The organism is Streptomyces cinnamoneus, assembly GCF_002939475.1.
GTDB lineage: Bacteria > Actinomycetota > Actinomycetes > Streptomycetales > Streptomycetaceae > Streptomyces > Streptomyces cinnamoneus_A.
The window spans coordinates 4,840,101-4,858,660 of sequence record NZ_PKFQ01000001.1 but is presented as its reverse complement, the minus strand read 5'-3'; the positions used below and the strand labels follow the sequence as shown (position 1 = coordinate 4,858,660).

17 protein-coding genes are annotated in these 18,560 nt (G+C 72.7%); 12 read left to right on the top strand and 5 right to left on the bottom strand.

Annotation, left to right across the window (positions count from 1 at the left end; genetic code table 11):
* Positions 1-49 precede the first annotated feature (49 nt).
* Both CYQ11_RS21875 and CYQ11_RS21870 read right to left on the bottom strand, forming a co-directional pair.
* Complete coding sequence (locus tag CYQ11_RS21875) at positions 50-358, bottom strand: MTH1187 family thiamine-binding protein (protein ID WP_099201133.1); 309 nt, start codon at positions 356-358, stop codon at positions 50-52.
* On the bottom strand, positions 355-699 hold the full coding sequence (locus tag CYQ11_RS21870) for a DUF3817 domain-containing protein (RefSeq protein ID WP_099201134.1): 345 nt from the start codon (positions 697-699) through the stop codon (positions 355-357). Before CYQ11_RS21870 ends, CYQ11_RS21875 begins: the two co-directional genes overlap by 4 nt.
* Before the next feature lie 170 nt (positions 700-869).
* On the opposite strand from CYQ11_RS21870, the gene CYQ11_RS21865 reads away from it, so the two are divergent.
* The 4 genes from CYQ11_RS21865 to CYQ11_RS21850 all read left to right on the top strand — a co-directional run bounded on the left by CYQ11_RS21865 (position 870) and on the right by CYQ11_RS21850 (position 3,619).
* A complete protein-coding gene (locus tag CYQ11_RS21865; protein ID WP_099201135.1) occupies positions 870-1,511 on the top strand; it encodes an AIM24 family protein in 642 nt (213 codons plus the stop codon).
* Positions 1,512-1,620: 109 nt separating this feature from the next.
* Entirely contained in the window at positions 1,621-2,271 is a 651-nt protein-coding gene (locus CYQ11_RS21860) for an AIM24 family protein (protein ID WP_099201136.1), read from the top strand.
* Positions 2,268-3,035: an AIM24 family protein gene (locus CYQ11_RS21855; protein ID WP_099201137.1), complete on the top strand. Its 768-nt coding sequence runs from the start codon at positions 2,268-2,270 to the stop codon at positions 3,033-3,035. Before CYQ11_RS21860 ends, CYQ11_RS21855 begins: the two co-directional genes overlap by 4 nt.
* A gap of 107 nt (positions 3,036-3,142) precedes the next feature.
* Positions 3,143-3,619 carry a MarR family winged helix-turn-helix transcriptional regulator gene (locus CYQ11_RS21850; protein ID WP_099201138.1) on the top strand — a complete coding sequence of 159 codons (477 nt, stop codon included), beginning with the start codon at positions 3,143-3,145 and terminating at the stop codon, positions 3,617-3,619.
* A 67-nt stretch (positions 3,620-3,686) separates the two neighbouring features.
* Here CYQ11_RS21850 and meaB read toward each other — a convergent pair whose 3' ends face one another.
* Together meaB and CYQ11_RS21840 are read right to left on the bottom strand one after the other, a co-directional pair.
* Positions 3,687-4,643: a methylmalonyl Co-A mutase-associated GTPase MeaB gene (meaB, locus tag CYQ11_RS21845; RefSeq protein ID WP_099201139.1), complete on the bottom strand. Its 957-nt coding sequence runs from the start codon at positions 4,641-4,643 to the stop codon at positions 3,687-3,689.
* A 32-nt stretch (positions 4,644-4,675) separates the two neighbouring features.
* Positions 4,676-5,887 (bottom strand): acetyl-CoA C-acetyltransferase, encoded by a 1,212-nt coding sequence (locus tag CYQ11_RS21840; protein ID WP_099201140.1) that lies wholly within the window; start codon positions 5,885-5,887, stop codon positions 4,676-4,678.
* 141 nt (positions 5,888-6,028) lie between these two features.
* Between CYQ11_RS21840 and mce the strand changes: the two genes are divergently transcribed.
* The 7 genes from mce (at position 6,029) to CYQ11_RS21800 (ending at position 16,947) form a co-directional block, all read left to right on the top strand.
* Positions 6,029-6,469 carry a methylmalonyl-CoA epimerase gene (mce, locus tag CYQ11_RS21835; protein WP_099201141.1) on the top strand — a complete coding sequence of 147 codons (441 nt, stop codon included), beginning with the start codon at positions 6,029-6,031 and terminating at the stop codon, positions 6,467-6,469.
* A 162-nt stretch (positions 6,470-6,631) separates the two neighbouring features.
* Positions 6,632-11,605 carry a polarized growth protein Scy gene (gene scy / locus CYQ11_RS21830; RefSeq protein ID WP_240003568.1) on the top strand — a complete coding sequence of 1,658 codons (4,974 nt, stop codon included), beginning with the start codon at positions 6,632-6,634 and terminating at the stop codon, positions 11,603-11,605.
* Between the two features lie 124 nt (positions 11,606-11,729).
* The gene (locus CYQ11_RS21825) at positions 11,730-12,668 is read left to right on the top strand and encodes a coiled-coil domain-containing protein (protein ID WP_071962662.1); all 939 of its coding nucleotides are present in this window, start codon (positions 11,730-11,732) and stop codon (positions 12,666-12,668) included.
* Positions 12,669-12,842: 174 nt separating this feature from the next.
* Positions 12,843-13,823, top strand: coding sequence for an ABC transporter ATP-binding protein (locus CYQ11_RS21820; protein WP_099201143.1), 981 nt, complete (start codon positions 12,843-12,845; stop codon positions 13,821-13,823).
* Between the two features lie 2 nt (positions 13,824-13,825).
* A complete protein-coding gene (locus tag CYQ11_RS21815) occupies positions 13,826-14,596 on the top strand; it encodes an ABC transporter permease (RefSeq protein ID WP_181143875.1) in 771 nt (256 codons plus the stop codon).
* A 222-nt stretch (positions 14,597-14,818) separates the two neighbouring features.
* Positions 14,819-16,024: an ABC transporter ATP-binding protein gene (locus CYQ11_RS21805; protein WP_099201144.1), complete on the top strand. Its 1,206-nt coding sequence runs from the start codon at positions 14,819-14,821 to the stop codon at positions 16,022-16,024.
* Positions 16,021-16,947 carry an ABC-2 transporter permease gene (locus CYQ11_RS21800; protein WP_099201145.1) on the top strand — a complete coding sequence of 309 codons (927 nt, stop codon included), beginning with the start codon at positions 16,021-16,023 and terminating at the stop codon, positions 16,945-16,947. The genes CYQ11_RS21805 and CYQ11_RS21800 overlap by 4 nt, the downstream gene beginning before the upstream one ends.
* Positions 16,948-16,968: 21 nt before the next feature.
* Here the strand turns inward: CYQ11_RS21800 and CYQ11_RS21795 are convergent, their stop codons facing one another.
* Positions 16,969-17,301, bottom strand: a complete 333-nt coding sequence (locus tag CYQ11_RS21795; protein ID WP_099201146.1) for an Rv1322 family protein — start codon at positions 17,299-17,301, stop codon at positions 16,969-16,971.
* A gap of 206 nt (positions 17,302-17,507) precedes the next feature.
* Between CYQ11_RS21795 and CYQ11_RS21790 the strand changes: the two genes are divergently transcribed.
* Positions 17,508-18,533, top strand: coding sequence for an LLM class flavin-dependent oxidoreductase (locus tag CYQ11_RS21790; protein ID WP_099201147.1), 1,026 nt, complete (start codon positions 17,508-17,510; stop codon positions 18,531-18,533).
* Positions 18,534-18,560 lie beyond the last annotated feature (27 nt).

Sequence of the window (18,560 nt, the reverse complement as noted above, 5' to 3'; positions counted from 1 at the left end):
CCGCCCCACCACGGCCCCCGGCATCTCGGATAACGGACGCGACGACGCCCTACGCCTGCCCGGCGCCCTCTTCCAGGTAGCGCTCGACCGTCGCGACCTTGGAGGTCAGCCCGTCGGTGACGCCCGCGCGGATGTCGGCCTTCAGCACCAGGGAGACCCGGCCGCAGCGGGCCTCGACGGCGGCGACGGCACGCTTGACGACGTCCATGACCTCGTCCCACTCGCCCTCGACGGAGGTGAACATCGCGTCGGTGCGGTTCGGCAGGCCGGACTCGCGCACGACGCGCACCGCGTCGGCCACGTAGCTGCCGACGTCCTCCCCGACGCCGATCGGGGAGACCGAGAAGGCGACGATCATGCGTTGACCACACCCTCCTTGCGGGCGCGGGCGGCGATCAGGGTCGCCTCGGCCTCACGGCGCAGCATGCGCTCGGCGAAGAAGCCGCCGAAGGGCAGGACGGAGAGGACGAAGTAGAGGGCGGCGGTCTTGAAAGCCCACTTCGTCTGGTTCCAGGCGTCGATCCAGAAGATCACGTAGATGATGAAGAGGACGCCGTGGACGGCGCCCATCACCGGCACGGCGTTGAAGTCGGTGGTCCGCTTGAGCACGGAGCACACCATCAGCAGCAGGAAGGAAACGGCCTCCGGGGCGGAGACCAGGCGGAGCCGGCGCAGGGCGGAGGCGGTCTTGAGGTCCACGGGTCACACCTTCGGTCGCGTGGCGGAACGGTCACCGCTTGTGAGGGCGTTCACAAGCCGGTCCATTGTCGCAGCCCGGCCGCCGGCCGGTGGCAACCGGGTCCGTTCCGAAGGGGTTCCGGGGCCATGGGGCCTGTTGGAGGCGTATGTCCGCCCGCTAGCGTCGGGGCGTGGCTCAGTTTCGGCTCCATGGGAGCAAGGTTCTCGCCGTCGACATGGCGGGGGACGCGGTCAAGGCCAAGAACGGGTCGATGGTCGCGTACGAGGGCGATATGGCGTTCAAGAAGATGACCGGCGGCGGTGACGGCCTGCGCGGCATGGTCACGCGGCGGCTCACCGGCGAGCAGATGGACATGATGGAGGTGAAGGGGACCGGCACCTGCTACTTCGCCGACCGGGCGAGCGAGATCAATCTGGTGACGCTGCGCGGCGAGACGCTGTACGTGGAGGCCAGCAACCTCCTGTGCACGGACACGGCACTGCGGACGGGCACCACGTTCACCGGACTGCGGGGCGCCTCGCAGGGCAACGGCCTGTTCACGACGACGGTGGAGGGTTCCGGGCAGGCGGCCGTCCTCTCCGCGGGCACGGCGATCGTGCTGCGGGTGACCAAGCAGATGCCCCTGCAGGTCGACCCGGGTGCGTACATCGCGCACACCGGCAGGCTCAAGCAGCACTTCCAGATCGGCGTGAACTTCCGCCGCACGTCCATCGGCGAGGGCTCGGGCGAGGCCTTCCAGATCCGCTTCGAGGGTGACGGGCTCGTCTACGTCCAGCCCAGCGAGCGCAACACCATCGGGGGTGACCTGTGAGCGTCGCACGCGCGGCCGCCGGGCCGCAGACGATCACCGAGGCCGCGCCGCCGCGCCGCGCCGGCGGAGCAACAGGCCCCTCCCGGGAGAACCGAAGGAGGGGGGCCTGATGCCCTTCCGGCTCTTGAACTCGCGCATGGTCGAGGCCCAGGTCGTACCGGGCCAGCGGCTGTTCAGCCAGCGCGGGGCGATGCTCGCCTACAAGGGCGAGGTCTCCTTCACCCCCAGCATCACCGGCGGGCAGGGCGGGGTGATGGGGATGATCGGCCGCCGGATCGCGAACGAGGCCACGCCGCTGATGACCGTCGAGGGCAGCGGGACGGTGATGTTCGGGCACGGCGGCCACCACGTCCACGTGATCGACCTGAACGGCGACACCCTCTACGTGGAGGCCGACCGGCTGCTCGCGTTCGACGGGACGCTCCAGCAAGGGACGATGTTCATGGGGTCCCAGGGAGGCGTGATGGGCATGGTGCGCGGTCAGGTCACCGGGCAGGGCCTGTTCACCACCACGCTCAAGGGCCACGGCTCGGTGGCGGTGATGGCCCACGGCGGCTTCATCGAACTGCCGATCACCGGCAAGCGGCCCGTGGTCGTCGACCCGCAGGCCTACGTCGCCCACCGCGGCGAGGTGCGCAACAAGCTGTCGGCCGCCATCGGCTGGCGCGAGGTCGTCGGCCGTGGTTCCGGGGAGGCGTTCCGCCTCGAACTGTCGGGCAACGGCACGGTGTACGTGCAGGCGTCGGAGGAAAAGCTGTGAACGGCCCGGTCACCCATGACGCGACCACCCTTCCGGTGGACGACAACGTCAATCCGTACACCTTCAGCGTGGACCTCAACGGCCAGTGGTTTCTGCAGAAGGGGAAGATGATCGCCTACTACGGGCAGATCGACTTCCACGGCATCGGCCACGGCCCGCTGGACCGGCTGATCTCGGGGAGCTTCCACTCGCCCCTGCACGCCGCGGACTGGGTGGTCGCCGAGGGGCGCGGCAAGATGCTGCTGGCGGACCGGTCCTTCGACGTCAACTCCTACGACCTGGAGGACGGCAACCTCACGGTGCGCTCGGGCAACCTCCTCGCCTTCCAGCCGTCACTGTCGCTGAAGCAGTCGATCATCCCCGGCTTCCTCACCCTCATCGGGACGGGGAAGTTCGTGGCCGCCTCCAACGGCCCGGTCGTCTTCGTGGAGCCGCCGATCCGGGTGGACCCGCAGGCGCTGGTGGGCTGGGCGGACTGCCCCTCGCCCTGCCACCACTACGACCACCAGTACCTGCGCGGGGTCATGGGCGGGGTGCGGCGGCTGACGGGCCTCGGCGGCGCCTCCGGCGAGGAGCACCAGTACGAGTTCGTCGGGGCGGGGACGGTGCTGCTCCAGTCGACCGAGCAGATGATGGAGGAGATCAGCACGGGCGAGACGCCGCCGGATCACGAGGGCGGATCACCCGCAAGCCCCGGAAACCAGCCAATGACGCCGCGTCTACCGGGCCAGCTGGGCGACCTCCAGCGCCGCTTCGGGCTGTGAGCGGTACTCTGCGGAGTGTGACGTCGAACGCATGACCTCTCGTTCCGCTCGTTCCTTCCGCACCTGTCATTTGATTAAACTTTCAACCTCTTAGGTAGAATCCGTCTATGGACACCGAGAACGGCACCCGCTGGCTCAGCGACGAGGAACAGGCCACTTGGCGCACCCACCTGGACGTGAGCCGGCTGCTGATGCACCAGCTCGAACGGGACCTACAGCCGTTCGGCCTCACCAACAACGACTACGAGATCCTGGTCAACCTCTCGGAGTCGGAGGACCACCGCATGCGGATGAGCGACCTCGCCACCGCCACCCTGCAGTCCAAGAGCCGCCTCTCCCACCAGATCACGCGCATGGAGAACGCCGGCCTCGTCCGCCGGGAGAACTGCGAGTCCGACCGGCGGGGGCTCTTCGCCGTCCTGACCGACCACGGCTGGGACACGATGCGCCAGGTCGCGCCCCACCACGTCGCGTCCGTCCGCGAGCACTTCATAGACCTGCTGTCGCCGGAGGACCTCAAGGCGCTGCGTGAGGCGCTGACCCCGGTGGCCGGACACCTGCGCTCGGCGCGCGGCAAGATCTGACCCTCCCCGGCCCCGTGCCTTCGCCGCTCCCCCCGGGGGGAGGCGAAGGCACAGGGCCGGGGCGCTCTCAGGCGCTGGTCACGCCCGCCACCAGCTCGTCCGCCGCCGCGTACGGATCGAGCGCACCGCCCACCACGCGCTCGGCGAGGGCGTCCAGCCGGCGGTCACCCCGCAGGTCCCCGATCCGCTCCCGCAGCGCCGTCACCGCGATCGTCTCGACCTCGTGCGCCGCGCGGGCCCGCCGGCGCCCGGCCAGCACGCCCCGCTCCTCCATCCACGCCCGGTGCTTCTCCAGCGCCTCGACCACCTCGTCGATGCCCTCGCCGCGCGCGGCCACCGTCTTGACGATGGGGGGCCGCCAGTCGCCCGCGGCACGGGCCTCGCCCAGGCCCAGCATGTGGTTGAGCTCCCGGGCCGTGGCGTCCGCGCCGTCCCGGTCCGCCTTGTTGACCACGTACACGTCGCCGATCTCCAGGATCCCGGCCTTCGCGGCCTGGATCCCGTCCCCCATGCCGGGGGCCAGCAGCACCACGGACGTGTCGGCCTGCGAGGCGATCTCCACCTCCGACTGGCCGACGCCGACCGTCTCCACGAGCACCACGTCGCAGCCGGCCGCGTCCAGCACGCGGATCGCCTGCGGGGCGGCCCACGCAAGGCCGCCGAGGTGGCCGCGCGTGGCCATCGAGCGGATGTAGACGCCCGGGTCCGAGGCGTGATCGGACATCCGCACCCGGTCGCCCAGGAGCGCGCCGCCGGAGAAGGGCGAGGAGGGGTCCACGGCGAGCACGCCCACCCGCTTGCCCATCCGGCGGTAGGCCGTGACCAGCGCCGAGGTGGAGGTCGACTTGCCGACCCCGGGCGAGCCGGTCAGCCCGACCACGTAGGCGTTGCCGGTGAGCGGGGCCAACGCCGCCATCACCTCGCGCAGCTGCGGGGACGCCCCCTCCACCAGTGAGATCAGCCGGGCCACGGCCCGGGGCCGGCCCTCTCGCGCCTGCTCGACCAGGGTGGGGACGTCCGCCATCACTGCTCCGTTCTGCGAGGACCCGTCGAGTGTCAGTTGCCCGGAACGCGCAGGATCAGGGCGTCGCCCTGACCGCCGCCACCGCACAGCGCGGCCGCGCCCACGCCGCCGCCGCGCCGCTTGAGCTCCAGCGCGAGGTGGAGCACCAGCCGGGCACCCGACATGCCGATCGGGTGGCCGAGCGCGATGGCTCCGCCGTTGACGTTCACCTTTTCCGGCGATACGCCCAGATCCTTCATTGACTGCACGGAGACGGCCGCGAATGCCTCATTGATCTCGATCAGGTCGAGGTCGTCCACCGTGATCCCTTCCTTGCCCAACGCGTGCTTTATGGCGTTGGACGGCTGGGACTGGAGGGAGTTGTCGGGGCCGGCCACGTTGCCGTGGGCGCCGATCTCGGCGATCCAGGCCAGGCCCAGCTCCTCCGCCTTGGCCTTGCTCATGACGACCACGGCCGCGGCACCGTCGGAGATCTGGGAGGCCGTGCCGGCGGTGATGGTGCCGTCCTTGGCGAAGGCGGGCCGCAGCTTGGCCAGCGTCTCCACCGTGGTCTCCGCGCGGATGCCCTCGTCCTTGCTGCAGACCACCGGCTCGCCCTTGCGCTGCGGGATCTCCACGGGGGTGATCTCGGCTTCGAAGAGGCCGTTCTTCTGGGCGGCGGCGGCCCGCTGGTGCGACAGGGCCGCGATCTCGTCCTGCTCGGGGCGGCGGATTCCCAGGCGGGCGTTGTGCTTCTCGGTCGACTCGCCCATGGCGATGCCCTCGAAGGGGTCCGTCAGCCCGTCGTACGCCATGGCGTCGAGCATCTCGATCGCGCCGTACTTGTACCCCTCGCGGGACTTGGGCAGCAGGTGCGGGGCGTTGGTCATGGACTCCTGGCCACCGGCCACCACGACGTCGAACTCACCCGCGCGGATGAGCTGGTCGGCCAGCGCGATCGCGTCGAGGCCGGAGAGGCAGACCTTGTTGACCGTCAGCGCGGGCACCGACATGGGGATGCCGGCCTTCACGGCGGCCTGGCGGGCCGGGATCTGACCGGCGCCGGCCGTCAGGACCTGCCCCATGATCACGTACTGCACCTGGTCGCCACCGATGCCGGCCCGGTCGAGGGCGGCCTTGATGGCCACGCCCCCCAGGTCGGAGGCGGAGAAGCTGCGCAGCGATCCCAGCAGCCGTCCCATGGGCGTCCGGGCGCCCGCGACGATGACGGAGGTCGTGCCGGAATTGCCGTTGGTACCAGTCATGGGCTCGGCCCTTTCGAGCGGAGGGGGATGTTAACGACGGTTCCCGTCAATGTACTGAGGGGTACGTGTCCCGGTCACCGGGCCGAAGGTGTGATCGCGCGCACGTTGCGTAACCACCCTCTCCAGCGGTGCACTGGACCCATGCTGACGCGCATCGACCACATCGGGATCGCCTGCTCCGACCTCGACAAGACCGTCGAGTTCTACCGTGCCACGTACGGATTCGAGGTGTTCCACACCGAGGTCAACGAGGAGCAGGGCGTCCGCGAGGCCATGCTCAAAATCAACGAGACCTCCGACGGCGGGGCCTCCTACCTGCAACTGCTCCAGCCCACGCGCGACGACTCCCCCGTCGGCAAGTGGCTCGCCAAGAACGGCGAGGGCGTTCACCACATCGCGTTCGGTACGGCGGACGTCGACACCGACTCCGAGGCCATCCGCGACAAGGGCGTCCGGGTCCTCTACGAGCAGCCGCGCACCGGATCCATGGGCTCCCGCATCACCTTCCTCCACCCCAAGGACTGCCACGGGGTCCTGACGGAACTGGTCACCTCCGCGCCTGTCGCGGAGACGGACCACTGACCCTCCCCTCCCCCGGCCGGTAGAGTGCAGGTTCGGCCGGGGTACGGGTAGGCCCCGGACCGGGCTGTGCCGATGATCTGACACCATTTCTTCGGAAGGGCGGGCTCCGGGTTCCACCACCTACGCAGTACGGGGCCGGCCGCCGACGCGACCAGGGGACGGATGGACCGCGCTGTGCGGGGGTACGACCGCTACGAGGCTGACGACCACCTCTCGAAGTTCGAGGCCGAGATGGAGCGGCTGCGGACCGAGCGGGAGAAGGCGGTCCAGCACGCCGACGACCTCGGCTATCAGGTCGAGGTGCTGCGCGCCAAGCTCCACGAGGCGCGCCGCAATCTCGCTCACCGTCCCGCCTACGACTCGGCGGACATCGGCTATCAGGCCGAACAACTGCTGCGCAATGCCCAGATCCAGGCCGAGCAGCTGCGCACCGACGCCGAGCGCGAGGTGCGCGAGGCCCGGGCCCAGACGCAGCGCCTGCTCCAGGAGCAGGCCGAGCGGCAGGCCCGCATGGAGGCCGAGCTGCACGCCGAGGCGGTGGCCCGCCGGCAGCGGCTGGACGAGGAGCTCAACGAGCGCCGCCGCACCGTCGAGTCGCACGTCAACGAGAACGTGTCCTGGGCCGAGCAGCTGCGCGCCCGCACCGAGGCCCAGGCGCGCCGCCTGCTGGAGGAGTCCCGGGCCGAGGCCGAGGCGGCGCTGGCCGCCGCGCGGACCGAGGCGCAGCGGCTGACCGAGCAGGCCAGCGGCCGGCTCGGGGCCGCGGCCGAGGAGGCCCGTGCCGAAGCCGAAGCGATCCTGCGCCGCGCGCGCACGGACGCCGAGCGGCTGCTGACGGCCGCCTCCGCGCAGGCGCAGGAGGCCACCGACCACGCCGAGCAGCTGCGCACGGCGACGAGCGCCGAGTCCGACCAGGCCCGCAGCGCCGCCACCGAGCTGACCCGTGCCGCCGAGGCGCGGATGCAGGAGGCGGACACGGCGCTGCGCGAGGCCCGGGCCGAGGCCGAGAAGCTGGTCGCCGAGGCCAAGGAGGCCGCGACGGCGCGCCTGTCGAGCGCCGAGTCCGACAACGAGCAGCGCACCCGCACCGCCCGCGCCGAGATCGCGCGGCTGGTGAGCGAGGCCACCAAGGAGGCGGAGGCCCTGCGGGCCGAGGCCGAGCAGCTGCGTGCCGACGCCGCCGCCGAGGCGGAGCGGCTGGTGGCCGAGGCCGCCGAGAAGGCGCGCAGCGCCGTGGCCGAGGACTCGGCCGCGCAGCTGGCCAAGGCGGCCCGCACGGCCGAGGAGGTGCTGGCCAAGGCGTCGCAGGACGCCCAGGCCGCCACGAAGGCCGCCGCCGTGGAGGCGGAGCGCATCCGCAAGGAGGCCGAGGCCGAGGCCGAGCGGCTGCGGGCGCAGGCCGCCGACACGGCCGAGCAGCTCAAGGGCGAGGCCAAGGACGACACCAAGGAGTACCGGGCCAAGACGGTCGAGCTCCAGGAGGAGGCGCGCCGGCTGCGGGCCGAGGCCGAGCAGCTGCGGGCGGACGCCGTCGCCGAGGGCGAGCGGCTGCGCAGCGAGGCGCGCCGCGAGGCGCTCCAGCAGATCGAGGAGGCCGCCAGCACGGCCGAGGAGCTGCTGGTCAAGGCCAAGGCGGATGCCGAGGAGACGCGCGCGGGCGCGACCGCCGAGAGCGAGCGGGTGCGTGCGGAGGCGGCCGAGCGGGCCGCGACCTTGCGCAAGCAGGCCGAGGAGGCCCTGGAGCGGGCGCGCACCGAGGCCGAGGAGATGGCCGAGGAGGCCGAGGACCACGCCGAGCGCGTGCGCTCGGAGGCGGCCGAGGCCGCCCGGGCGGCGCGCGAGGAGGCCGAGAAGGCGGCCCGCGCCCGCCGTCTGGAGGCCGACGCGGAGCTGACCCGTCTTCAGACGGAGGCCGAGCAGCGGGTCGAGGCGGCGGAGACGGCGCTGCGCGAGGCCCGCGCGGAGGCCGAGAAGCTGCGCCGCGAGGCCGCCGAGGAGGCCGAGAGGCTGCGCTCGGAGGCCGCCGAGCGGGTGCGCACGCTGTCGGCGCAGGCCGAGACGGACGCCGAGCGGCTGCGGTCCGAGGCCGCCGCCGAGGCGTCCGGGGCGCGAGCCGAGGGCGAGGCCACGGCCGCGCGGCTGCGCGAGGAGGCCGAGGCCGAGGCCGAGCGGCTGCGCACGGAGGCGCAGGAGGCGGCCGACCGGGTGCGGGCCGAGGCGAACGCCGCCGCCGAGCGGACGGCCGCCGAGGCCGCCGAGGCGCTGACCGCCGCGCAGGAGGAGGCCGCCCGCCGCCGCCGCGAGGCGGAGGAGCTGCTCGGTGACGCCCGTACGGAGGCGCAGGCCGAGCGCGAGGCGGCGCGCGAGCAGAGCGAGGAGCTGCTGGCGTCGGCGCGCACACGGGTCGCCGAGGCTCAGGAGGAGAGCCGGCGCCTGGTCGAGGAGGCCGAGCGGCGGGCGTCCGAGCTGGTCGCCGCCGCGGAGCAGACCGCGCAGCAGGTGCGGGACGCGGTGGCCGGGCTGCACGAGCAGGCCGAGGAGGAGATCGCCGGGCTGCGTTCGGCGGCCGAGCACAACGCCGAGCGCACGGTGACGGACGCTCAGATCGAGGCGGACCGGGTCCGCGCCGAGGCGTACGCCGAGCGCGAGCGCGCGGACGAGGACGCGGCGCGCACCCGTGCGGAGGCGAAGGCCGCCTCGGAGGCCGCGGAGCAGCAGGCCGAGCAGACGCTCGCGGACGCGGCCCGGGTGCTGGACGAGGCCCGCGAGGCGGCGAACGTCCGGCGCTCGGAGGCGGCGCGGCAGGCCGACGAGCTGGTCGCGGAGGCGACCACCGAGGCCGAGCGCCTGGTCGCCGAGGCCACCCGCACCGTGGAGGAGGCCCGCGAGGCCGCCGACGCCCAGCGGGCCGAGGCCGCCGAGCAGGCCGAGCGCACCGTGGCCGACGCCGACGCGGACGCCGACCGGCTGCGGGCGGAGGCCGCGCGCATGGTCGACGAGGCCCGCGAGGCGGCCAACGCCCGCCGGGCGGAGGCGGCCCAGCAGGCCGACGAGCTGATCGCCGAGGCCACGGCCGAGGCGGAGAAGATGGCCGCCGAGGCCACCCGCACCGTGGAGGAAGCCCGTGAGGCCGCCGACGCGCACCGGGCGGAGGCGTCGGCGGACGCGGACCGGCTCATCGCCGACGCGGCCGAGATGGTGGAGGCCGCCCGCAAGGACGCGGCCCTGTTCGAGGAGAAGGCCCGCGAGGCGGCCGAGGCCCACCGGGCCGAGGCGGACGCCGACGCGGAGCGGCTGCGCGCGGAGGCGGCCCGTACGGTCGACGAGGCCCGCGAGGCCGCGAACGCCCGCCGGTCGGAGGCGGCCCGGCAGGCCGACGAGCTCGTCTCGGAGGCGACCACCGAGGCCGAACGCCTGGTCGCCGAGGCCACCCGCACCGTGGAGGAGGCCCGCGAGGCCGCCGACGCCCAGCAGGCGGAGGCCGCCGAGCAGGCCGAGCGCACCCTCGCCGACGCCGCCGCGGAGGCGGAGCGGCTGCGGGCCGCCGCGGCCGAGGCCAAGGCGAAGGCCGACGAGAAGGCCGACGCGGTGGTCGCCAAGGCGACCGCCGAGGCCGAGCGGATGGTGGCGGACGCGTCCGCCAAGGCGCAGCAGATGCGGACCGACGCCTCCGACGCGCTGGCGTCGGCGGAGCAGGACGCGGCGCGGACGCGGGCGGAGGCCCGCGAGGACGCGAACAAGATGCGCACCGAGGGCCGCGCCGAGGCGGAGCGGATCGTCAACGAGGCGGCCGAGCTGACCTCGTCCGCGCAGGACGACGCCGACCGCATCCTGGACAAGGCGCGCGAGGCGGCGAACGCCCGCCGGGCGGAGGCCGCCGAGCAGGCGGACGAGCTGATCGCCAAGGCGGCGGACGAGGCGCGGAAGATGGCCGACGAGGCCGCCCGCGCCCTGGCCGAGGCCCAGGCGGCGGCGACGGCGCACCGGGCGGAGGCCACCGAGCAGGCCGAGCGCACCCTGGCCGAGGCGGGCGCGGAGGCGGAGCGGCTGCGGGCCGACGCCGACGCGGTGCTGGAGGCCGCCCGGGACGAGGCCGGCCGCACCACCGACGAGGCCCGCGAGGCGGCGAACGCCCGCCGGGCGGAGGCCGCCGAGCAGGCGGACAGCCTCATCGCCGAGGCGACCGCCGAGGCCGAGCGGATGGCCACCGAGGCCGGCGAGGCCCTCGCGGCCGCCCAGGAGGACGCCAACAGCACCCGCGCCGAGTCCGCGAAGATCAAGGCCGACGCCGTGCTGGAGGCCGAGCGGCTGCGCGCCGAGGCGCGGGCCGAGGGCGAACGCACGGTCGACGAGGCGCGGGACGCGGGCGCCAGGCGGCTGGCGGACGCCGCCGAGCAGGCCGACGCCCTCGTCGCCAAGGCGCAGGAGGAGGCCCTGCGGGCCGCCGCCGCGGCCGAGGAGCAGGCCGACACGATGGTGGGCGCGGCCCGCCGCGAGGCCGAGCGGATCGTCGCGGAGGCGACCGGCGAGGGCAACGCCCTGGTCGAGCAGGCCCGGGCGGACGCCAACAGCCTGCTGTCCGAGGCCCGTGGGGACGCCACCGGCATAAGGGAGCGGGCCGAGGACCTGCGGTCCCGCATCGAGGCCGAGGTGGAGGAGCTGCACGAGCGCGCCCGCCGGGAGGCGGCCGAGGCGATGCAGTCGGCGGGCGAGCGCTGCGACAAGCTGGTCGAGGCGGCCACGGAGCAGCTGGCGAGCGCCGAGAAGAAGGCGGAGAAGCTGCGTTCCGAGGCGGCCGGGGAGGCCAACAAGGTGCGCATCGCCGCCGTGAAGAAGGCCGAGGGCCTGATCAAGGAGGCGGAGCAGAAGAAGGCCGCCGCCGTACGCGAGGCGGAGCGCCTGCGCACCGAGGCTCAGGAGGAGGCCGCACGGCTTCTGGAGGAAGGAAAGCGGGAGTTGGAGGTGCTGGTCCGTCGCCGTGAGGACATTCAGGCCGAGATTTCCCGTGTCCAGGACGTGTTGGAGGCGTTGGAATCATTTGAGTCCCCCGGGGCAGGCGGCTCCAAGGACGGCGGGGTGAAGGCGACGGCAGGTGTCGGCGCTACTCGATCGGGTGGCAAGCAGTCCCAGAAGTAGCCACTCAATCGAGGGTTCGTTTTCCAGATTCCCCAACTGTCTACAACCATCTGCACGATGACACGCCGCTCACGCCCCTAGGATTCCCTCTATCACCTCACAGGTCTCCAATGACAGGAACCCCATGAGCGACACTTCCTCCCCCTTCGGCTTCGAGTTGGTGCGGCGTGGATACGACCGCGGCCAGGTGGACGACCGCATTACGAAGCTCGTAGCGGACCGTGACAGCGCACTGGCCCGGATCACCTCTCTGGAAAAGCGCATCGAGGAGCTCCACCTCGAGACGCAGAACGCTCAGGCTCAGATCAATGACGCGGAGCCCTCCTACGCCGGCCTCGGCGCGCGGGTCGAGAAGATCCTCCGGCTGGCCGAGGAAGAGGCCAAGGACCTGCGTGAGGAGGCCCGGCGCGCCGCCGAGCAGCACCGCGAGCTGGCGGAGTCGGCCGCCCAGCAGGTGCGCAACGACGCCGAGTCGTTCGCCGCCGACCGCAAGGCGAAGGCGGAGGACGAGGGCGCGCGGATCGTCGAGAAGGCCAAGGGCGACGCCGCCACGCTGCGTGCCGAGGCGCAGAAGGACGCCCAGTCCAAGCGCGAGGAGGCGGACGCCCTCTTCGAGGAGACCCGGGCCAAGGCCGCCCAGGCCGCCGCGGACTTCGAGACCAACCTGGCCAAGCGCCGCGAGCAGTCCGAGCGCGACCTCGCCTCCCGCCAGGCCAAGGCCGAGAAGCGGCTGGCGGAGATCGAGCACCGCGCCGAGCAGCTGCGCCTGGAGGCCGAGAAGCTGCGCACGGACGCCGAGCGCCGCGCCCGCCAGACGGTGGAGACCGCGCAGCGCCAGGCCGAGGACATCGTGGCCGACGCCAACGCCAAGGCGGACCGCATCCGCAGCGAGTCCGAGCGCGAGCTGGCGGCGCTGACCAACCGCCGCGACAGCATCAACGCCCAGCTGACCAACGTCCGCGAGATGCTGGCCACGCTGACCGGCGCGGCGGTGGCCGCGGCCGGCGTGCCCGGCGACGACGAGCCGATCTCGCGGGGCGTCCCGGCCCAGCAGAGCCGCTGACGACGCGGCGTACGACCGTCATTCGTCCGGGGGGATCCTGTCCTCAGCGCGCCCCGCACGGCCTCGGGCCGGGGGCGGGGCGCGCTGACCGGCTTCCCCGAGTGGTGTCGGTCCGCTTTCCCGGAGTGCGCGCCACCGGTGGCGGGGCCCGGCGGGCGCCCTTACCGTGACGGAATGATCGAGCTTGAGGGCCTGACCAAGCACTACGGCGACGTGCGCGCCGTCGATCACCTCACGTTCACCGTGCGCCCCGGCATCATCACCGGCTTCTTGGGCCCCAATGGTGCGGGCAAGTCGACGACCATGCGGATGATGCTGGACCTCGACAACCCCACCAGCGGCACGGTCCGCATCGACGGCCGGCACTACCGGGAGCTGCGCGACCCACTGCGGGCCGTCGGGGCCCTGCTGGACGCCAAGGCCATGCACGGCGGTCGCAGCGCCTACCACCACCTGCTGTGTCTGGCCCAGAGCAACGGGATCGCCCCCGCCCGGGTGCGGGAGGTGCTGGACACCGTCGGCCTCACCTCGGTGGCGAAGAAGCGCACCAAGGGCTTCTCGCTGGGCATGGGCCAGCGCCTGGGCATCGCGGCGGCGCTGCTGGGCGACCCCCGGATCCTGATGTTCGACGAGCCGGTCAACGGGCTCGACCCCGAGGGCATCCACTGGATCCGCAACCTGATGAAGGGGCTGGCCGCCCAGGGCCGTACGGTCTTCGTCTCCTCGCACCTGATGAGCGAGATGGCCCTGACCGCCGACCATCTGATCGTCATCGGTCGCGGCCGGCTGATGGCCGACATGAGCATGTCCGACTTCATCAGCGAGAACTCGCGCTCGTACGTCCGGATGCGCTCGCCGGACGCCGAGCGGCTGCGGGACGTGCTGCACGGCGCCGGCATCGACGTCGCGCCCGGCGCCGACGGCGCCCTGGAGGTGACGGGCGAGGACGCCGCGCACCTGGGCGAGCTGGCGGCCCGGCACCGGATCGTGCTGCACGAGCTCAGTCCCCAGCAGGCGTCCCTGGAGGAGGCCTTCATGCGGCTCACCGCCGGTTCGGTGGAGTACCACGCGCACGAGAACCACCAGCGGTCCGCGGCCGGGGCAAAGGCCCCCGCGGGGGCCTGGGGAGCCGACTGGCGGAAGAAGGGATCGTGACGATGGCGGTGGCGGCCCAGGTCCTGCGATCGGAATGGACGAAGATCAAATCCGTGCGCTCCACGGTGTGGACGCTCGGGCTGGCCGTGGTGGTGACCGTCGGCCTGGGCGCGCTGATCAGCGCGCTGACCGCGAACGCCTTCGACGGCATGCCGGAGAAAGACAAGATCCTTTTCGATCCCACCTATACGAGCTTCGCCGGTATGGGACTCGGCCAGCTCGCATTGATCGTTTTCGGTGTTCTGGTGGTCTCCAACGAATACAGCACCGGAATGATCCGCACTTCCCTCGCCGCCGTTCCGCAGCGCGGCACCTTTCTGGCCTGCAAGATCGCTATTGCCGCGCTGCTCGCATTCGCCGTCGCAATGGTCACCAGCTTTGTGACCTTCTTCGTCGGACAGGCGATGCTCGACGGCCACAAGGCACAACTCGGCGATCCGGGCGTGCTGCGCGCGGTGGTCGGCGGCGGCCTCTACATGACGCTGATCGCGGTGTTCTCGATGGGCGTCGCGACGATGCTGCGCAGCCCGATGCTCTCGCTCGGCATTCTGATGCCGTTCTTCTTCCTCATCTCCAACATCCTGGGGAACGTGCCCGCGACGCGGAAGGTGGGCCGCTACCTCCCCGACCAGGCGGGCCAGAAGGTCATGCAGGTGGTGACCCGCGACAGCGACGCCCCGTACGGACCCTGGGGCGGCTTCGCGATCATGGTGTTGTGGGTCGTGGCCGCCCTGGCCGGGGGGTACGCGCTGCTGAAGAAGCGGGACGCCTAGACCGTGTCCGCACACCCCTCCCCCACCGTCTCCCGTCACGTCCCGTGATCGCACGACCGCCCCACCAGGCGCTCCCGACCCACCGGCACCACCCGCGCCGCCTTCCGGTTCCTTCCGGGCACCCTCCGTGACGTGCGGTTCTCCAGGAACCGTCAACCACTCGTTTATCCTCCTTACCCTTACGGGGGCTAACGCCCTGTGCCAGTTCGTGAGGGGCGGAGAATGATCGAGGCAGTCGGCCTGACGAAGCGCTACGGCGCCAAGACGGCCGTGCACAACCTGTCGTTCCACGTGCGGCCAGGCATGGTCACCGGGTTCCTGGGGCCCAACGGCTCCGGCAAGTCGACGACCATGCGCATGATCGTCGGCCTGGACGTACCCACCTCCGGCCGGGTCACCATCGGCGGTCTGCCCTACCACAAGCTGCCCAACGCGCCCCGCCAGGTCGGCGCCCTGCTCGACGCCAAGGCCGTGCACGGCGGCCGCAGCGCCCGTACGCACCTGCTCTCCCTCGCCCAGCTCGGCGGCATCCCGGCCCAGCGCGTCGACGAGGTCCTCGACGTCGTCGGCCTGCGGGAGGTGGCCAAGAAGCGCACCCGCGGCTTCTCCCTCGGCATGGGCCAGCGCCTGGGCATCGCCGCGGCGCTGCTGGGCGACCCCCAGGTGCTGCTCTTCGACGAGCCGGTCAACGGGCTCGACCCCGAGGGCATCCTCTGGGTCCGCAACCTCATGAAGCGGCTCGCGGCCGAGGGCCGCACGGTCCTGGTCTCCTCGCACCTGATGAGCGAGATGGCCCTGACCGCCGACCACCTGATCGTCATCGGGCGCGGCCAGCTCATGGCCGACATGAGCGTCAAGGACTTCATCTCCGCGAACTCCTCGGACTTCGCCCGCGTCCGGACGCCCGAGGGCGAGCCGGAGGCGCGCGAGAAGCTCACCTCCGCCCTGGTCGAGGCCGGCGGCCGGGTGCTGCCCGAGCAGGACGGCGCCCTGCGCGTGGTGGGCCTGGCCCTGCCGCGCATCAGCGACGTGGCCCACGGGGCGGACGTCCGCCTCTGGGAGCTCTCCCCGCACCAGGCCTCCCTGGAGGAGGCCTACATGCGCATGACGCAGGGAGCGGTCGACTACCGCTCGACCGCCGACCAGCGCGCCGGCTTCCAGGCCCCGGCCCAGCCCGGCTGGCAGCCCTACGCCCCGGCCCCCGCGGTCCGGCCCGAGCAGGCATACCCGGCCCTGCCGGGCGAGCAGCCGAACCCGTACGCCCAGGGCGCCCCGCAGCCGCCCCAGGCCGCCCCGCCCGCCGTCCCGGTGCCGGCGGCGCCGAGCGGCGCCCCGGCCACCGGCCCCGCGCCCGCCACCCCGCAGGCGAAGCCGGCAGCCGCCGCCCCCGCCGATCTGACCAAGCGCGACAGTCAGGACGCCCGATGAACACCCCGCAGCAGCACACCGCGCCCCCGCAGCAGCCGCCCGTGCCGCCGGCGAGCCCGGCCTTCCCGCCGCAGCCCCAGCCGCAGACGCAGGGCTACTGGCCCGGTCAGACGCCCGTCGGCGGCTACGTGTCGCCGATCCCCCTGCGCAGGGCCACGCTCACCGACGCGCTCGCCGCCGAGTGGACCAAGATCCGTTCCCTGCGGTCCACGATGTGGACGCTGGGCACCATGGTCGTGCTCACGGTGGGCATCGGACTGCTGATCGCCGTCGCGCTCGGGTCCACGAACGGTTCCACCGGCGAGAACACCGGGTCCGTCCTGGTCCTCGGCCTCTACGGCGTGATGCTCGGCGTCATGTGCGTGATCACGCTGGGCGTCCTGACGATCTCCTCGGAGTACGGCACCGGCCTCATCCGCACGACGCTGACCGCCTGCCCGGACCGGGCCCGCGTGCTGACGGCCAAGGCCGTCGTGTTCTTCCTGCTCACCTTCACGATCACGCTGCTGAGCACGGGGATCGTGGCGGTGGCCGACGACGTCTTCGCCGGTCACCTGGCCTCGGTGGACCCCAGCGGGGAGCAGTGGGTGCGGGCGACGATCGGCATGAGCCTGTTCGTGTCGCTGCTCGGCGTGGTCTCGCTGGCCGTCGGGACGGTGGTGCGGCACGCCGCCGGTGCCATCACGACGATGCTCGGCATCGTCCTCCTGCCGCTGATCATGGCGCTGTTCATGGACACGTCCAGCCTCCAGGACGTGCGGGACGCCCTGTTCGGCTACTCGATCCCCAGCCAGATGGCCGCCCTCTACGACGTCAACACCCTCGGCGGCCCCACCGGCTGGACGCCGCTGTGGATCATGCTGGGCGCGACGGCGGTCGCCCTGGGGGGCGCCTACACCTCGCTCCTCAAGCGCGACGCCTAGGGACACCCGCCGAGGGCGCCCTCAGTACCTCGGCGCGTTACGGGACCGCTGGAGCCGCGCGCTCCGGCGGTCCTTCGCGTTCCAGCAGGACTTGTGCCAGTGGCGCCGGTCCTCGACGCCCCCGCCGAACCGCGGCCACGCCACCAGGTGCGGCACCCCGGGCGGGATCTCCTGGTCGCAGCCCGGGCAGCGGTAGTGCTTCGCCGCCGCGCCGCCGCCGATCATGCGCACGGCCCACTCCTCGCCCTGCCAGGACTCCGTGCGCTCCAGCCCGTAGCGCTCGCTGTTCCCGTCGCGCGGGAGGGAGGTCTGTGGGTCGGCGCCGCCTCGGGGGCGGTTTCGGCGCGGAGACACGGGGCACCTCGGTGGGTCTGGGGCTACGGGTCGCAAACCAGCCTACGCGGCGTGGTCGCCCCCACGATCCGGCATCCGGTCCGCCCTATGCCGCGAACTCTCCGATCATCATGAAAACTTCATGCCCGGCCGTACCTTTGGCACGTGTCAGGCGTTATTGCCTCCAGGGGGAGAAGCCGCGTCGGTCGCTAGGAGGTACAAGAGCGATGCGCGTTGGAGCCTTTGTCCTGGCCGCCCAGTTTCCGGGCCAGGGCCATGAGGAGGCGCTGTACAGGGCCGTCCGCTCGGCGGAGGTCGCCGAGGAGGCCGGGCTGGACGCCGTCTGGCTGGCAGAACACCACTTCGTACCGTACGGGGTGTGTCCCTCGGCGGTGACGCTGGCCGCCCTGCTGCTCGGCCGCACGCGCGCCCTGCGGGTGGGCACGGCCGTGAGCGTCCTGCCCACGACGCATCCGGTGACCCTCGGCGAGCAGGCGGCGCTGCTGCACCTGACGTCTGGAGGAAGGTTCACTCTGGGGGTGGGCAGGGGCGGGCCCTGGGTCGACCTGGAGGTGTTCAACTCAGGCCTGGGGGCGTACGAAGAGGGGTTCCCGGAATCCCTCGAATTGCTGATGCGCTGGCTGCGCGAGCCCCGTGTCGGCAGTTCCAGCGAGCGGTTCGCGTTCCGCGAGGTGCCGGTGGTGCCCCGCCCGGACGAACTGCTGGACTCCGCCGGCCCGGAAGTGATCGTCGCCTGCACCTCGCCCGCGAGCGTGCGGCTGGCCGCCGCCCAGGGGCTGCCGATGCTGCTCGGCATGCACAGCGCGGACGAGGAGAAGGCGGAGATGGTCGCCCTGTGGCGCAAGTGCGCGCTGGAGGCGGGGAGTTCACCCGAGGCGGTCGCGGCGGCCGGGCACGTGTCCGCCGGGGTGGTGCAGATCGCGGACCGGCGCCAGGAGGCGGCGGAGACGCTGCTGAAGACGATGCCGGGATGGCTGCACCACGGACTGTCCGCCCATGTGACGGTCGACGGCCGGCTCCGCAGGATGCGGGATCCGCTCGCGTACACCGAGTTGCTCTGCGAGCTGCACCCCGTCGGCTCGCCCCGGCTGTGCGCCGACCGCCTGGCGGCCACCGCGGAGCGTACGGGCATCAGCCGCTTCGCCCTGCTGGCCGAGGGTTCGGGCGATCTCGCGGCCACCGAGGAGAACCTGCGCCGGCTCGGCGCGGACGTGCTGCCGCTGCTCGACTGAGCTGCCGCCCCCTTCTCCTCGCTCCTC

Coding starts and splice junctions, on each gene's coding strand:
- CYQ11_RS21875 (WP_099201133.1), bottom strand. CDS start 358: ATGATCGTCGCCTTCTCGGTCTCCCCGATCGGCGTCGGGGAGGACGTC.
- CYQ11_RS21860 (WP_099201136.1), top strand. CDS start 1,621: ATGCCCTTCCGGCTCTTGAACTCGCGCATGGTCGAGGCCCAGGTCGTA.
- CYQ11_RS21850 (WP_099201138.1), top strand. CDS start 3,143: ATGGACACCGAGAACGGCACCCGCTGGCTCAGCGACGAGGAACAGGCC.
- meaB (WP_099201139.1), bottom strand. CDS start 4,643: ATGGCGGACGTCCCCACCCTGGTCGAGCAGGCGCGAGAGGGCCGGCCC.
- CYQ11_RS21840 (WP_099201140.1), bottom strand. CDS start 5,887: ATGACTGGTACCAACGGCAATTCCGGCACGACCTCCGTCATCGTCGCG.
- mce (WP_099201141.1), top strand. CDS start 6,029: ATGCTGACGCGCATCGACCACATCGGGATCGCCTGCTCCGACCTCGAC.
- scy (WP_240003568.1), top strand. CDS start 6,632: ATGGACCGCGCTGTGCGGGGGTACGACCGCTACGAGGCTGACGACCAC.
- CYQ11_RS21825 (WP_071962662.1), top strand. CDS start 11,730: ATGAGCGACACTTCCTCCCCCTTCGGCTTCGAGTTGGTGCGGCGTGGA.
- CYQ11_RS21820 (WP_099201143.1), top strand. CDS start 12,843: ATGATCGAGCTTGAGGGCCTGACCAAGCACTACGGCGACGTGCGCGCC.
- CYQ11_RS21815 (WP_181143875.1), top strand. CDS start 13,826: ATGGCGGTGGCGGCCCAGGTCCTGCGATCGGAATGGACGAAGATCAAA.
- CYQ11_RS21805 (WP_099201144.1), top strand. CDS start 14,819: ATGATCGAGGCAGTCGGCCTGACGAAGCGCTACGGCGCCAAGACGGCC.
- CYQ11_RS21800 (WP_099201145.1), top strand. CDS start 16,021: ATGAACACCCCGCAGCAGCACACCGCGCCCCCGCAGCAGCCGCCCGTG.
- CYQ11_RS21790 (WP_099201147.1), top strand. CDS start 17,508: ATGCGCGTTGGAGCCTTTGTCCTGGCCGCCCAGTTTCCGGGCCAGGGC.